The organism is Pseudomaricurvus sp. HS19 (genome assembly GCF_009857815.1).
In the GTDB taxonomy this organism is placed as follows: Bacteria; Pseudomonadota; Gammaproteobacteria; order Pseudomonadales; family Cellvibrionaceae; genus Pseudomaricurvus.
The window spans coordinates 395,271-409,303 of sequence record NZ_WVVW01000001.1 but is presented as its reverse complement, the minus strand read 5'-3'; the positions used below and the strand labels follow the sequence as shown (position 1 = coordinate 409,303).

Here is a 14,033-nt window from a genome sequence, read left to right as displayed (position 1 = left end):
ATGGATACCAAGCAAATCAAAAACAAATTGCTGGCGCAGCGTGCAGAGCTGCTACGCAGAGTGGCTGCCATCAAGGCCGACTTTGCCCAGGGCAAACCGGCAGACTTTTCGGAACAGACTACGGAATCGGAGAACGACGACGTACTGCGCTCACTGCGACTGGAGGCTGAAACAGAGATTCGCCAGATCAATCGTGCCCTGGAGCAGATTGACGCGGGAGAATATGGCACCTGCGAACGGTGCGGCGACGCGATTCCGGCGGGCCGGCTGGAGGCCATACCGGAAGCTACCCTGTGCACCCGATGCGCCTGAGCTGACGTCATTTTACGGGTGCCGGAAAACAAAAAAGCCCGCTTCTTGCGAAGCGGGCTTTTTAATGTGGTGGAGCTATGCGGGATCGAACCGCAGACCTCAACACTGCCAGTGTTGCGCTCTCCCAGCTGAGCTATAGCCCCGGAAACCGGTGTGCTTTCCCTCGAAAGCGGGCGCATTTTAACACCCGGGTGCCCACTGTCAACCTATATTTTTCAGTAGCTTAGCGAAATTGCACCGCTGGATATTTCTTGATCGAAATACAACCTCAGCTGTGGGAAACGGCGTACTTCTCGAGGCCTTCCGCTGCAGCCATCTCCTCAACGATATAGCCTCCGGCGATGCAGGCCGGTGGTATGTAATCGCGGGTCTTCCGGCGAATCCCCTGCATCAGCTCGTCATCACTGGCGCGGGGACGATTGTGGTCACTGCCACCAACCAGTTCCAGCCTGGGCTTGCCCGTTTCCTCGGGAAGCTCCTGAGCCACAACACCGGTGGAAAAATGGATAGGCTCGGCAGTCACTTCAGCCTCGGCCAAAACCAGCGCCTGGTCTTCATGAGACAGCTGCACCCCTTCCGCCAGCGCCCTGGTCATCTGCTGGCGGTATTGCTCTGCCAGGGGACCGCTAACGCCTGTATCAAGCCGGGCTTGCCCGCGCCCTACCACCAGCACCAGGGCAAGCAGGAGCAAAACCGTGACAGTGGCCAATAACGCCATCTGGGAGCCGTTGAGGGCGCTGAATTGCCAGGGCTGCAGAAGCTGATCAACGGAAAGAAAGGTTTCGATATTCATGAGCGGGACACATCTCCATGTGCGGCATCCTTGGGCGGGATAGTCCTCCCCAATTCCGGGGCGGTGCGTTTAAACGGATCCCTGTACTGATGACGCGAAATAACTCTTATCGGACACGTGAAGTTTAAACTCGCGCCAGCAAACCCTCAAGGTGTGACACGCATCACATTTAAATTTTTTACTTATCGATTAGCGGAAATTCTGATGGATTGGGCATAAAAACCTGCGGACGCCCCTCCAAAGGGCAAATCCGGAGCGATTTTAGCGTGCAGGCACCACATTGGACTGCCAGCAACCCAGGGGCGAACCCGGGGCTGCCGGACAGCACCAGCGGATCAGGCAGAGAGCTCTGCGTAGGCTTTTTCCAGTTTCTTCAACTGCTTTTTACCCAGCTCACCGGCCACCACCTGCAGTGCATGGCGCAGACGGGCCCGGCTCATATCGGGGCCCAACAGGGTCATGGAGTCCATCACCGAGAAAGATGACGTGGTGCCGGCAATGGCAATAAACAGCGGCGCCAGGAAATCCTTCAGCTTGATTCCCATCTCCCCTGCCAGGGTCTTCAGTGTCTGGAAAATCTCGTCACGCTGCCAGTGGCGCAGCGCTTCCAGGCGCCAGAGGGCAAATTGCAGTACCTGCTTCAGCTGCTCCTCTTCCAGGCCAGCCTCGGCAAAAGAGTCGGTACTGAGGGGCAACTGGCCGGAAGCCAGGAACGCCGTCAGCGGCGCAAAGTCACTGAGGGTGTGCATACGGGTCTGGGCGTGGGGCAGCACAGCCATCAGGCTGTCACGGTTGAACAGCCACTGCTGCAGGCGATCCGCCAGCTGCTCCAGTGACAGGTCTTCACGAATCCACAGACTGTTGAGCCAGGAGAGCTTTTCCACATCGAAGATGGGACCGCCCAGGGAGACCCGCTGGATATCAAAATTGTCGATCATCTGTTGCAGCGTGAACTTCTCGCTCTCGTCCGGCATGGACCAGCCCATACGGCCCAGATAGTTCAGCAGCGCCTCCGGCAGGAAGCCCATGCGCTGGTAGTAGAGAATCGAGGTAGGATTCTTGCGTTTGCTGAGCTTGGACTTGTCAGGGTTGCGCAGCAGCGGCAGGTGGCACAGCGCCGGCATCTCCCAGCCGAAATACTGATACAGCAGTTTGTGCTTGGGTGCCGAGTTGATCCACTCCTCGCCCCGCAGCACATGGGTAATCCCCATCAGGTGATCGTCCACCACATTGGCCAGGTGATAGGTTGGCATACCATCGGACTTGAGCAGCACCTGGGCATCCACCTGCCCCCAGTCCAGCTCAATGGTGCCACGCAGCATATCCTCAATCGGGCACGGGCCCTCACCTTCCGGCACCATCATGCGAATCACATAGGGCATCCCCTCCGCCTGGCGACGCTCCACCTCGGCGGCGGGTAGCTGCAGTTCACTGGGCTTGAGAGCCGCGAAGCCACCAGCGGCACGGCGCGCCTCGCGCAGCTCGTCCAGCTCCTCAGGGGTGCGGTAGCAGCGGAAAGCATGACCGGCTTCCACCAGCTGTTCGGCGTAACGGGCGTAGATATCGCCACGCTCGCTCTGGCGGTAAGGACCGTGGGGGCCGCCCTTGTCCGGCCCCTCTTCCCACTCCAGTCCCAGCCAGCGCAGGCTGTCGAGAATGGCCTGCTCCGACTCCGGGGTGGAACGCGCCTGATCCGTATCTTCGATGCGCAGGATAAACTCACCGCCATGCTGGCGGGCAAAGCAGAGATTGAAGAGTGCAATGTAGGCTGTGCCTACGTGTGGATCGCCGGTGGGCGACGGCGCGATACGGGTACGGACGGTCATTGAATTCTGTTCCAAAGGGTTAAAAACGGCTATTGCTGCCGGCACCAGACATAGACTGGAATGAAAAGCCGCTCATTATAGGCAATGCGCCGCATATGGTGAATGCCTGCGGTGGTTCATGGCCCCGAAGGAGGGCAAGGCCCGGGGGCATCTTCCTTAATGTGGCAACACGCGCTAACATCGGTGGAGTATGGAACCCCGCAAGGAATGGGGGACCCTGTCAAGGGTAGTTACAAGGGAATCAATCTGATGGAAATAGCCGTTCTTCTCCCCTGTTACAACGAGGGGTTGTCAATCCGCAAGGTCGTCTCCGACTTCCGCTCGGTGTTGCCCCAGGCCACCATTTACGTCTACGACAACTGCTCGACCGACAATACCATTGCCGAAGCCAGGGCCGCCGGCGCGGTGGTGCGGCAGGAGCGTTGGCAGGGTAAGGGCAATGTGGTGCGGCGCATGTTCACCGACGTGGAAGCGGACATCTACCTGATGGCCGACGGTGACGGCACCTACGATTTCAGCGTAGCGCCGGAGATGATCGCCAAGCTGACCCAGTCCGGCGCTGACATGGTGGTAGGTACCCGCAAGAATGTCTACGCCAACGCCCATCGTCGCGGACACGGCTTTGGCAACCAGCTCTTTAACCGCGTCTACCGCAGCCTCTTCGGTCCCTTGTTCACCGATATTTTTTCCGGTTACCGGGTGTTCAGCCGACGCTATGTCAAAAGTTTCCCTGCCATCTCCTCCGGCTTTGAGATCGAGACCGAGATGTCGGTTCATGCCAGTCAGCTGCGCATCCCCGTCGAAGAGATGCCAACCGAGTATGGCGCCAGACAGGAGGGGTCGAGCAGCAAGCTGAGAACCGTCAGGGATGCGCTGCGGATCTTCTTCACCTTCCTCATCCTGTTCAAGGAGATCCGGCCGGCCCGCTTTTTCGGTGTTATCGCCATCATCCTCACCGCACTGGCAGTCCTGATCGCCCTGCCACTGGTGTTCACCTATCTGGATACCGGACTGGTTCCGCGCTTCCCCACCGCTATCCTCGCCACCGGCATGGTCCTGCTGGCCGGTATCTTTATGGTCAGCGGCCTGATCCTGGACAGTGTCGCCAGGGGGCGGCTGGAACAGAAGCGCATCTGGTACATGAGCATTCCCGCAACCGCCATCAAGGAAGATGCCCCTCGATGTTTATCCGTTTCCTCCTAGTCGGCGGCTCCGGCTTTGTTATCGACAGCGCCACCACCTATCTACTGATTGCCCTGGGCCTGCCCGCCTGGTCCGCACGGATACCGGCCATCAGCCTGGCCATGCTGTTTACCTGGCTGGCCAACCGCACATTTACCTACCAGACACAGCAACAGCGCTCCGCCGCCGAACTGGCCAGCTATGTGACTGTGGCCGTTACCATGGCGGGATTGAATTATGTCCTCTATCTGGGGCTGCTGGGACTTCACGCCGAGCCATTGCTGGCCATTGCCATTGCCACCGCTACACAAAGTTGTGTGAGTTTTTTTGCTTACAAACACCTGGTTTTCGGAAAGGGACGCCATGAATCACCCTGACAGCAAACTCCCGCCCAACTGGTTTCCCATACTCGCCCTGCTGTTGGGTGTACTCGCCGCCGCCTGGTCCTGCCTGCACCGGGAAGCCCTGTTTGGCGATGAAACCATTGCCATTACCCACAGCCTGCAACCCCTGCCCCACTTTTTTGTTCAGGTCATTCGCAATGACATCCATCCGTTTTTCTATTTCCTGTTGCTGAAAGGCTGGAGCAGCCTGGCGCCGGAGTCCGACCGCTGGATCCTGTTAAGCTCCCTGTTCTTCAGTCTCTGTAGCCTGCTCTGCATTTATGCCTGTACCCGCACGGCTTACGGCAAACAGACAGCCCTGTGGGCGGCAGCCATTTTCGCGGCACTGCCGGTATTTGCCAGCGGCGCCACCAACCTGCGGATGTACGGGCTGCTGCCGGGCCTGGCAGTGCTCTGCTGGTTTGCCAACCGGTACTTCCTGGCGACACCGTCCTTGCGCAACGCACTGTGTATCCTGATCGCACAGTGGTGTTTTGCCTACTCCCACGCCATCGGTTTCTATTTCACCCTGTTCTTCGCGCTGGCAGCACTGGTGGAACAGCGGCCGCTGATCACCCGCAAGCTGTTCACCGGCTGGGTACTGGTGCAACTGCTGTTTGTGGCCGGAGCCGCCTTCCTGGTCGCCAGTGCGCTGATCCGCGGCACCGAACCCATGGGGCCACCGGGCTTCGCCTCGCTGCTGGTTTACCCGGCTGAGCTGACCATGCCCTGGGGCACACGCGGATCAGGGCTCTACTGGGGCGGTGCGATATTCGCCTCCCTGCTGGTGCTCGCGGCGACCCACCCTCAGGGTCGCAGGCTGGCGCTGGCGGTGCCGGTAGCCGGGGTATTAACCGCTGTGTTCATGGGCTGGCTGTTACACAAGTCCATGTTCAAACCACCGGTGTTTGGTGCCAGCCTGCTGCCTTTTCTGGCCATAGGCGCCGCTATCGCCGTGTCGCAGTCCCCGTCCCGGCTGCTGCAGGGATTGGGGGTGCTGATTATCGCCGCGGCCATGTACAAGAATATTGGCTACGCCACCTACACCAAACAGACCAACGTGCTGAGTAATGTCGGCAACTATGTGGCTGAGCACGCCCGCCCCGGGGATACCGTCATTATCCCCAACGTCAGCGTCTTCTGGGGCGTTATGCGCTACGCCGACAAACCCCAATGGGGCGAACCACTGACCACCATGCCGCTGCAGAACAACGAACAGTGGCAGGCGCTGACCAACCGCCTCGGCCCGGCACTGACTTCAGCCCTCAAGTTGCAACCGGAGAGTGACGCAGTTATGGCCAATGGCATTCGCTATATCGTCGGCACCGATGCCACCCATTATGAACTGTCCGGTGGCAAGGTGTGGATGGTGTTCCGCCACAGCTACAAGGAGACAGTGGTCACCAGCACGCCACTGCTGGTGGACAATAGCCGCTGGTTTGATTCCCTCTACTCCGTGACAGAACTGAATCAATCCGCTGGCGGCAGCAAGGCCATCTCCAACCCCGAGCGCCCGCCCGAGTATGCCCCGGCGTATTAAGCCGTTCACTGTCAGGGCGCAGCTACCGGACCAGCAGCACCCCTGAACGAAAAGGCGCTGACCCCGGCAGATTCCCGCCCCTGTAAAAATATTCGACAGGCGCCAGCAGGATCTATATAACGTAGAATTAAGCGTCGCCCACGCAACCGGCTCTGGAACTTCCGGGGGCGCGAGGCTTATGATTTGCTGTGTCAACACAGTAGTAATTGCGTGACCACAGGATGTGAGAATGCCGCAACAGCTGTACCAACTCATCGAAACCAGCGCCCGGAAATTTCCCCACAACCCGGCCCTGCTGTTCAAGGATCAACACTACACCTATCAACAGTTGTGGCAGCAGGTCACTGCTACCGCCGGCGCCTTGCAGTCCATCGACCTGGGCGCCAATGATCGACTGGCTATCTATCTGCCCAAGATACCGGAAGCCGTCTTCAGTTATTTTGGCGGCAACCTGGCGGGCGGCGTGTTCGTGCCTGTCAATGCCCTGCTCAAGGCACCACAGGTGCAGCACATCCTCACCGACTGCAACGTCAAGGTACTGGTTACCTCCAGCGATCGCCTCTCGGCACTGGCAGAATCACTGCTGCAGTGCCCTGACCTGCAGACCATTATCTACACCGGTCGACCGCTGGATGAAGGGCTGGCACAGCAACTGGATCGCTTCCGGCTACTGGCCTGGGGGGATCTGCCCGCTACCGAACCACAGCCGCGACGGCGCATCGATACCGACATGGCCGCCATCCTTTACACCTCCGGCAGTACCGGCAAACCCAAAGGTGTGGTGCTGAGCAACCGCAATATGCTGTGCGGCGCAGAGAGCGTCTCCCAGTACCTGCACAACACACCTGCAGATCGCCTGCTGGCCGTGCTCCCTTTCAGTTTTGACTACGGCCTCAGTCAGCTCACCACCGCTTTCCGTACAGGTGCCCAGGTGGTACTGATGGATTACCTGCTGCCGCGGGATGTGCTTAAAGCCGTGGTCCGCTACGGCATTACCGGACTGGCCGCCGTACCACCGCTCTGGAATCAGCTCGCCAACCTGGAGTGGCCACAGGAAGCGCGGGACACACTGCGCTACCTCACCAACAGTGGCGGCGCCATGCCCAAGGCCACTACCAGCAAGTTGCGCCAACAGCTGCCCGCCACCACCCTGTACCTGATGTACGGGCTGACCGAGGCCTTTCGCTCCACTTACCTGCCACCGGAGCAACTGGATAACCGCCCGGACTCTATTGGCAAGGCCATCCCCAACGCGGAAATCCTGGTGGTACGTGAAGACGGCACGCCCTGTGCGCCCCACGAGCCCGGTGAGCTGGTGCACAAAGGTTCCCTGGTGGCGATGGGCTACTGGAATGATCCGGTAAAGACCGCCGAGCGCTTCAAGCCCGCACCCGGGCAGTTACCCGAGCTGCCGGTCACCGAGATCGCTGTCTGGTCAGGCGATCAGGCCTATTGTGATGAAGAGGGCTTTATCTACTTTGTCAGTCGCAAGGACGAGATGATCAAAACCTCCGGCTACCGGGTCAGCCCCACCGAGCTGGAGGAGGTTCTGCACCAGTCGGGACTGGTGGACGAAGTTGCAGCACTGGGTGCGCCCCACCCCGAACTGGGAGAGGCTATAGTGGTAGTAGCCGCCTCCGGCCGGGCGTCGGAAGAGGATATCCGGCAGCTGTGCATGCGTGAATTGCCCAGCTACATGCAACCCAGGGCGATTGAGATGGTGTCTGAGTTCCCCAAAAACCCCAACGGCAAGCTTGACCGCAACGCCCTGAAACAGGCCTACAGCAGCCTGTTCACCGCAGCCGCGGAGCAACAGGTGTGCGAATGAGAAGCGAACCCCGGCCGCACGCCGGCATGGAGCATTTCCCGGTACGTGACAATGTCCTGCAGGTGGCAGGGCAACCGCTGACCGCGATCGCACAGCAGGTGGGCCAAACCCCCTTTTACGTTTACGATCGCCAGCTGATCAGCGACCGTATCGGCCAATTGCGCGCCGCACTGCCACCCAGGATACAGTTGCACTACGCCATCAAAGCCAACCCCATGGCCGGGCTTGTGCAGTTTATCAGCCCGCTGGTAGATGGTCTTGATATCGCCTCCCTCGGTGAGATGCGGCTGGCGCTGCAAACCCCCACCCGGGCAGGCAATATCAGTTTCGCCGGGCCGGGCAAATCCAATGAGGAGCTGGAAGCTGCTGTCGCCGCCGGTGTCGTGATCAACATTGAATCCGACGGTGAAATGCAGCGGCTGGCCGCCATCAGCGATCGTCTGGACAGACGCGCACAGATCACAATCCGGGTAAATCCTGACTTCGAAGTCAAAGGCTCCGGCATGAAAATGGGAGGTGGCCCCCGCCCCTTCGGGGTGGATTCGGAAAAAGTCCCCGCCCTCATCGCCGCTATCAGCAACACCAACCTGGACCTGCTGGGCTTTCACATCTACTGGGGCTCCCAGAATCTCTGCGCAGAGCACATTGTGGAAGCCCAGGAGATGACCTTTGCCCTGGCCTCCCAGCTGAGTCGGCACTGCTCACACCCCATCCGCCTGCTCAATATCGGTGGCGGACTGGGCATTCCCTACTTTCCCGGCGAACAGCGCCTGAACCTGCAGCAGGTCGGCGACGGTATGGCACAGATTCTGGATCGCTATCCCGAGTTCGCCGCAACCAATATTGTGATGGAACTGGGACGCTATATGGTTGGTGAGGCCGGTCTCTATGTCTGCGAAGTGCTGGAGCGCAAGGAATCGCGAGGCGAAACCTTTCTGGTCACCAATGGTGGCCTGCATCACCACCTCGCCGTCTCCGGCAACTTCGGTCAGATTATCCGCAAGAACTACCCCGTCTGTATCGGCAACCGGGTTAAGGATTCAACCACCGAGCGCGCCATCATTGTCGGTCCGCTGTGTACCCCGCTGGATATTCTGGCGGACAAGATTGAGCTTCCCCGGGCGCGTCCCGGGGATCTGGTGGTGGTCTATCAGTCCGGCGCCTACGGCCTCAGCGCCAGTCCCCAGGAGTTCCTCAGCCACCCCAGGGCCAAAGAAATTCTTCTGTAATTCACACTGAGTACCGAGAGAGCAGCAATCGTGCAGATCACAACGCCAAGGATTCACGGCATCTTCGGCTGGTTTTCCCTCAGCCGGACGACAGGCAGTCACAGCGAAGATATCTATCGCATGCAACAGGCCGTCCCCACTTCACTGCCTGTTGTGGTGGAGCACGGCAGCGGCTATGCCATAGCCACCACCGGCGCCCTGACCATTGAGGAGGGCGAGCTGATCGCTGCCGTCATTGGCAACCCCCACTGGAGCGACAAGTCACTGCAGGAACTGCAACGGGAACAGGGACCACTGGCCGCCCTGCTGCAGGCTTACAGAGCGTACGCAGAGCGCCTGTTTGAATACTTGTGGGGAGATTTCAGTTTTGTGCTGATTGATCGCAGTCAACACCGGATCCTGCTCGCCACCGACCGCTTCTGCCAACACACCCTCTACCACAGCCAACAGGACGACGTGCTGGTTTTTGGCACCACCGCACGCAGTGTTGCTGCGCACCCCGCCAACAAGTCCGCCCTCAACCCACAGGCACTCTACGACTACGTCTATTTTCATATGGTGCCCTCCCCCCACTGTATCTATCAGGGCGTGGAGAAACTGGCTGCGGCTCATCTGCTGGTTTCCGATGGCAGCCACAGCAACAGCCGGCGTTACTGGCTGCCGGAGTTCCACGAAACCCTCCACCGGGGAGAGGAACTGCTGCAAAAGGATTTGAAACGCTATTTACGCGAGGCAGTACGCCAGCAGCTGGTGGGCCAGAAGGGGCGCAGTGTGGGCTCCTTCCTCAGTGGCGGCCTGGACAGTTCCACCGTCACCGGCTTCCTGGCGGAACTGACGGACTCCCGCGCGCCCGCCTTCTCCATCGGCTTTTCCGCGGAGGGCTACGATGAGATGGAGTACGCCCGTATTGCCGCGCAACATTTTGGGGTCTCGCTGAACGAATACTACGTTACGCCACAGGATGTGACAGACGCCCTGCCCATGATCGCCACCAGTTACGATGAGCCCTTCGGCAACTCGTCGGCCCTGCCGGCCTGGTTCTGCGCACAACTGGCAGCCCGGGAAGGCATTGATGTGCTGTTGGCGGGCGATGGCGGCGATGAACTGTTTGCCGGTAATGAGCGCTACGCCAGGCAACTGGTGTTCGAACGCTACGCCCGCCTGCCGGGTGCCTGCCGGGACTTGCTGGCGCCCGCGGTCAAGTCCCTGCCAGGTGGTGTGCCCCTGTTTCGCAAAGCCGGCAGTTACATTGAGCAGGCCTCCGTGCCACTGCCGGACCGCTTGCAGACATACAACTATCTGCATCGTCACGACCCTGCCGAGGTGTTTTGCGAAGAGTTTCTGAGCGGGATTGATACTGCACTGCCAATTCAGTTGCAGCGCGACATCTACGGTCAGGTCTCAACATTTGCCGAACCGGTGAACGCCATGATGTACCTGGACTGGCAACTGACCCTCGCCGATAACGACCTGCGTAAAGTCAGCCATATGTGCGCTTACTCAGGTCTGGACGTGCGCTACCCCATGCTGGAGGACCGGCTGGTGGCTTTCTCCTGCCAGGTACCGAGCAAGGTCAAACTGCACAAGGGCAATCTGCGGGACTTCTACAAACGTTCCCTGCGCGGTTGGCTACCGGACGCCACCATCGACAAGAAAAAGCAGGGCTTTGGCCTGCCTTTTGGTGTCTGGCTGAAAGAGTACGCCCCGCTGCAGGAGCTCGCCCGACATCACCTGCACAACCTGCAACAACGCGGTATTATCCGGCCCGAGTTTATCGCCCGCCTGCAAATGCTGCACGAAAGCACTCACGCCCACTATTACGGCGAGATGGTGTGGATTCTGATTGTGCTGGATATCTGGCTTGATTCGGTTGACTGACCACACGACCGGCGCGGCCGGGTGTCGTGGTCAATGATCAGCCGCGCAAAAGTCTGAGCTGCTTGCGGCACCAGAAATAGAGGTAGCGGGAGAGGTACAAAGGCGCAAACGATGCCAGCACTGTTGCCTGCCACATGACCGCATCGGCCCGCTGCAGGTCACCGGCTTTTTCGTACCAGTAGCCGTAATCCCAGAACAACTTCTGGGCGCCGTAGTTATGCAATGCCTTGCGCTCACCCTGCGTCAGGTCGCTGCGCGCAAATACCTTCTCCAGCAACTGCCGGAACTGCTGTACCGTGCGATCTTTCTTGGCGATATCCCCACCGACATCCGATGAACAGAGGTTGGCATCATGGATATAGTATTCATGGTGTACCGCGAACAGATAAGCCAGTTTGAATCCCGCTTTCAGCGCTTCAAAGCGGAAGTACCAGTCTTCAAACATGACCAGTGACTCATCAAACAGACAGCGTTCGATCACCGCACGACGTACCACCGATGTGTGCAAGCCGGCTATGCGTTCGTACAGCAGATGCCACTCCGCCTGGCGGTCGCCTTCACGCACGTGGAGCTCGCCCCGGGTCACCGTATCCTTTCCCGCCCGCACCAGCTCATTGTTGCGGAACACAGAATCCACCTTGACGGTATCCCCCTGACGCCGCTCAAAGTCGGCATAGACCCAGTCGATGTCTTCATTGGACTCCAGCAGTGCCACCATCTTCTCAATATGAAATGGCTTGTAACGGTCGTCACTGTCCAGAAACGCAATATACTTGCCCGCCGCCTGCAGAAGCCCTGTGTTCCTTGCTCCTGCCACGCCCTTGGTGCGCTCGTTGATAAGCAACTTCACCCGCTCATCAGCTGCCGCATACGCCTCTACAACCGCCACCGAGCCATCGCTGCTGCCGTCGTCGATACAGAGAATCTCCAGGTGGGGATAGGTCTGCTGCAGGCAGGACTCGATGGAGTAGTGAACCAGGGCTTCCCGGTTGAAAACCGGAATGATTATGGTGACCAAAGGTTCAGACATGGGCCAGGGCTCTGTAATTTGCCAACAGGGACGGGATTCCGCGGCTAGTGCGCGCGGGCTGTAAACCATTTCAGTGCATTATCAATCATGCGGCTGCGCTGCTCGGTGGTGGAAAACGCCTGATCGGCGTCCGGCAAGAACAGCTGCTCGACCCGACGCCCTTTCATCATCTGCTTCCAGCCACGATTGTGTTTGACCAGAGCCTGAAACTCTTTCGACTGAATACTGCGACCGCTGAGGAAAATCAGGCTTTCACCGCTGAATTGCTGCATACCGTGGAGCATCAATTCCAATACCGGTATCTGTGCCTTGCGCGGGGCCCCACCTTTAGCAGCTTCCTGTTCTGCGGGCTTTCCGGTTTCCGGCCGCAACTTCCTTTTGGCAACCGCCAGCAACGCACGCCAGTATTCCCGCAGGTCGTACTGACCGGAAAAGAGCTTCTGCCAGAATTCCCGCTGCTGTACGCGCTCGATAAAGTGCATGCGCCGGGCATGGGCGCTGGGCGCCCCGCTGCCCAGGTAGGGATTGCTCACCATAATGGCATTTACACATGGCAAGCCGTGGGCGTACATCATAATGGCAGAGGCCGCGTTACAGCCTCCATACAGGGTAATCTCCTGCAGTGATGGCAGGTGTTCCCGGAAGGCCACAATCGCTGCCCGCAGGTCAGGCTCCACGGTGTGAAAATCTTCAAAAACGCCATCGCTGTCACCTACGCCGCGGTAATCAAAGCGCAGTACAGCAGTACCATTTTCCGCAAAGCGGTTGGCCATTTGCAGCAACTGCCGCCCCATCCCCACCCGATATTGCGGCCCACCCGCAGGCAAGGTGATAACACCACTTTTGACACTGCTCGCGGCCCCGGCCGGTATGGTCAGGATACCCACCAGCTCGTCATCACCGCAGTGGAAGGTAATGGCTCTGTGTTCAGGCGCATTCAAACCGATAACTCCAGATTGGCAAAGGCGGTTACCGCGCCCTGCACACATTCCCTTTCGTGCAGCTGCCACACCGGTGGCGTACACACCCGTACCGGTGCCACGGCGTTGCCCTGTTCCTGCAACTGCGCCACGATCTTGCGGGAGACGATAGCGATCTCTTTGGCAGCATCGGAGACATGCTCGATCCAGACGATGGAGGCATCCCGCAGCGAGCCCCAGCGCTCCGGGCTCACACCATCCAGGTGGGTGAGAAGATCGGCGGCGAATTCGTAACCGCCAATCTCCAGGGTTTCGCCCCGGGCAATGCGCTCGCGCAATTGGTCGGTGTTTTCCACCTCGGCACCGGTACTCATCTGCAACGCCATACGTTGACGCAACAGCTGGGTAACGTACTGTTTGCCCTGCAACACCGGCTGTACCAGTACCACCTGATGAATTTTCAGCGAGCTGTCTGCCAACAGGTCCATGGCCAGCATGGCTCCAAGGCGGCAGCCCACCACAACAACCGGCCTGGATGCCCTGCTCTGCAACTCCGTTATTTGCGCTGCCGCGTCGGCAAGCCACAGCGGCCAGTTTCCCTGCCTGAAATCCCCTTCGCTGTCGCCGGTCCCGTAGTAATCCAGCAGGCGGCAGGCGATACCACGCTTGGCCAGCTCCCGGGCCTGGCCGGCAATCATGGTTCGGCAGCGATTAAGCTCCTCGCCATGAGGAGGCAGGTAGACAGCTTGCGCCAGGACCTCCCCCACGGGCTCAACGTCGAGCGCGTAGAGGCGTCCTGCGGAGCCTGGTACAAATCCCGGTTTGAGCTGATAGTCCTTCATATCTCAGGCTTCAGAGCTTGGTTTCGACAAACTTTGCCAGCGAACCAACCGTCTCAAATATTTCCGCTTCCAGCTCATCATCGTACACCTCACAGCCCAGCTGCTCTTCCAGGGTGGTGACAATGGTGACAATGGTCAGCGAGTTGAATTCCGGGATAGCACCCATCAACGGGGTATCGGCGGTATAACTGTCAGCCCGCTCCCCCTGCTGCAGACAGATTTTTAAAACTTCTTTAGTGATTTCCAGTGCATCCATACCTGTTTCCATAA

13 protein-coding genes and 1 tRNA gene are annotated in these 14,033 nt (G+C 59.1%); 7 read left to right on the top strand and 7 right to left on the bottom strand.

Features of this window, described 5'->3' with window-relative positions:
- Positions 1-312, top strand: coding sequence for a TraR/DksA C4-type zinc finger protein (locus tag GSF27_RS01670; protein WP_160965064.1), 312 nt, complete (start codon positions 1-3; stop codon positions 310-312).
- A 67-nt stretch (positions 313-379) separates the two neighbouring features.
- Here the strand turns inward: GSF27_RS01670 and GSF27_RS01665 are convergent.
- From GSF27_RS01665 to gltX, 3 genes are all read right to left on the bottom strand, one after another.
- Positions 380-455 (bottom strand) — tRNA-Ala (locus tag GSF27_RS01665).
- 125 nt (positions 456-580) lie between these two features.
- Positions 581-1,105, bottom strand: a complete 525-nt coding sequence (locus GSF27_RS01660) for a hypothetical protein (protein ID WP_160965062.1) — start codon at positions 1,103-1,105, stop codon at positions 581-583.
- 335 nt (positions 1,106-1,440) lie between these two features.
- The gene (gene gltX, locus GSF27_RS01655; protein ID WP_160965060.1) at positions 1,441-2,931 is read right to left on the bottom strand and encodes a glutamate--tRNA ligase; all 1,491 of its coding nucleotides are present in this window, start codon (positions 2,929-2,931) and stop codon (positions 1,441-1,443) included.
- A 249-nt stretch (positions 2,932-3,180) separates the two neighbouring features.
- Between gltX and GSF27_RS01650 the strand changes: the two genes are divergently transcribed.
- The 6 genes from GSF27_RS01650 to GSF27_RS01625 all read left to right on the top strand — a co-directional run bounded on the left by GSF27_RS01650 (position 3,181) and on the right by GSF27_RS01625 (position 10,971).
- A complete protein-coding gene (locus GSF27_RS01650) occupies positions 3,181-4,134 on the top strand; it encodes a glycosyltransferase (RefSeq protein WP_160965058.1) in 954 nt (317 codons plus the stop codon).
- A complete protein-coding gene (locus GSF27_RS01645) occupies positions 4,113-4,490 on the top strand; it encodes a GtrA family protein (protein WP_160965056.1) in 378 nt (125 codons plus the stop codon). Before GSF27_RS01650 ends, GSF27_RS01645 begins: the two co-directional genes overlap by 22 nt.
- Entirely contained in the window at positions 4,477-6,036 is a 1,560-nt protein-coding gene (locus GSF27_RS01640) for a glycosyltransferase family 39 protein (RefSeq protein ID WP_160965054.1), read from the top strand. The genes GSF27_RS01645 and GSF27_RS01640 overlap by 14 nt, the downstream gene beginning before the upstream one ends.
- Positions 6,037-6,265: 229 nt before the next feature.
- On the top strand, positions 6,266-7,864 hold the full coding sequence (locus tag GSF27_RS01635) for an acyl-CoA ligase (AMP-forming), exosortase A system-associated (RefSeq protein ID WP_160965052.1): 1,599 nt from the start codon (positions 6,266-6,268) through the stop codon (positions 7,862-7,864).
- Positions 7,861-9,093, top strand: coding sequence for a pyridoxal-dependent decarboxylase, exosortase A system-associated (locus GSF27_RS01630; RefSeq protein WP_202410233.1), 1,233 nt, complete (start codon positions 7,861-7,863; stop codon positions 9,091-9,093). Before GSF27_RS01635 ends, GSF27_RS01630 begins: the two co-directional genes overlap by 4 nt.
- Positions 9,094-9,123: 30 nt before the next feature.
- Entirely contained in the window at positions 9,124-10,971 is a 1,848-nt protein-coding gene (locus GSF27_RS01625; protein WP_202410232.1) for an asparagine synthase-related protein, read from the top strand.
- A gap of 37 nt (positions 10,972-11,008) precedes the next feature.
- Here the strand turns inward: GSF27_RS01625 and GSF27_RS01620 are convergent, their stop codons facing one another.
- Genes GSF27_RS01620 through GSF27_RS01605 form a run of 4 tightly spaced genes read right to left on the bottom strand, consistent with a single transcriptional unit; the run spans position 11,009 to position 14,019 of the window.
- Positions 11,009-12,001, bottom strand: a complete 993-nt coding sequence (locus GSF27_RS01620; protein WP_160965050.1) for a glycosyltransferase family 2 protein — start codon at positions 11,999-12,001, stop codon at positions 11,009-11,011.
- A gap of 44 nt (positions 12,002-12,045) precedes the next feature.
- Complete coding sequence (locus tag GSF27_RS01615) at positions 12,046-12,942, bottom strand: hydrolase 1, exosortase A system-associated (RefSeq protein ID WP_160965048.1); 897 nt, start codon at positions 12,940-12,942, stop codon at positions 12,046-12,048.
- On the bottom strand, positions 12,939-13,763 hold the full coding sequence (locus GSF27_RS01610) for an alpha/beta fold hydrolase (protein ID WP_160965046.1): 825 nt from the start codon (positions 13,761-13,763) through the stop codon (positions 12,939-12,941). Before GSF27_RS01610 ends, GSF27_RS01615 begins: the two co-directional genes overlap by 4 nt.
- Before the next feature lie 10 nt (positions 13,764-13,773).
- The gene (locus tag GSF27_RS01605) at positions 13,774-14,019 is read right to left on the bottom strand and encodes an acyl carrier protein (RefSeq protein WP_202410231.1); all 246 of its coding nucleotides are present in this window, start codon (positions 14,017-14,019) and stop codon (positions 13,774-13,776) included.
- Between the last annotated feature and the right edge of the window lie 14 nt (positions 14,020-14,033).